Annotated in this window: 1 protein-coding gene and 1 pseudogene; both read right to left on the bottom strand. The window is 39.6% G+C overall.

What is annotated here, in order from left to right:
• A pseudogene (locus tag H5072_RS20460) lies at nucleotides 1–242 on the bottom strand (acyltransferase); the annotation flags it as partial.
• A gap of 25 nt (nucleotides 243–267) precedes the next feature.
• The coding region (locus H5072_RS20455) for an acyltransferase (protein ID WP_182694635.1) at nucleotides 268–902 on the bottom strand (635 nt) is incomplete at its 5' end.

The raw sequence follows: 902 nt of genomic DNA, 5'->3' as shown, positions 1-902 counted from the left end.
GAATTTAAATCGCCACTTATATCAACCACAATATTAGGACAACCTAGCCACAAGCCAAACCGATTGCCATTACACCACCCTCGATAAGCGCTGTGCAATAAAGAGTTAACAACAGACAAAGGCAGTAATAACTTAATAAGCCCTAGTACAAATACTAGTGAGCCAAAAAGCATTACATTAGAAAACAATACGCAGCCCACAATTAAGCCGTTAAGCCAATTTGGTAACCACTTTTTTAGCATAACTGTAAGCTCATATTTTTGCCTTTTATTTGGGGTGTTTTTCGAGCGATTGTAATGTTTGCTCTTTATTTTCCCATAAACGATTTAGCTCGCTTTGAAAGCGTACTCTAAATTCAGAATCGCCGGTGTAGTCACCAATAAGCTCTTCGCTTACAGGCCTTACATCCACGTGTACGTTGATATTTTTTACCTTACCACCTGCAAAATCCATGAATGTAGGAATGCCATCAGGGTAATGAATGGTAACGTTAACCACTTTAGTAATTTGCTCGCCCATTGCTTGCATTACAAAAGCAATACCGCCCGCTTTTGGTTTTAATAAGTGTGGAAACGGGCTATTTTGGCGCGCGTGCTTTTGTGTAGTAAAACGAGTGCCTTCTACAAAGTTAACCACACTTACTGGCATCTCTTTAAATTTTTCGCAGGCTTTACGCGTGGTTTCTAAGTCTTTGCCACGCAGCTTTGGGTTCTTTTTTAATTGGCTTTTACTCGTGCGAGTCATAAACGGAAAATCAAGCGCCCACCAACACAAACCTAGAATAGGCACGTAAATAAGCTCTTTTTTCAAAAAGAAGTTTAAAAATGGAATTTTACGGTTAAACACGCGCTGCAATACTAAAATATCGACCCAGCTTTGGTGATTTGCAATTACTAGGTACC

The sequence above is a fragment of the Pseudoalteromonas sp. SR45-5 genome, from assembly GCF_014163565.1.
Classification (GTDB): domain Bacteria; phylum Pseudomonadota; class Gammaproteobacteria; order Enterobacterales; family Alteromonadaceae; genus Pseudoalteromonas; species Pseudoalteromonas distincta.
Note: the sequence above shows the minus strand (reverse complement) of the source record. Positions and strands in the feature narration are given on the sequence as shown.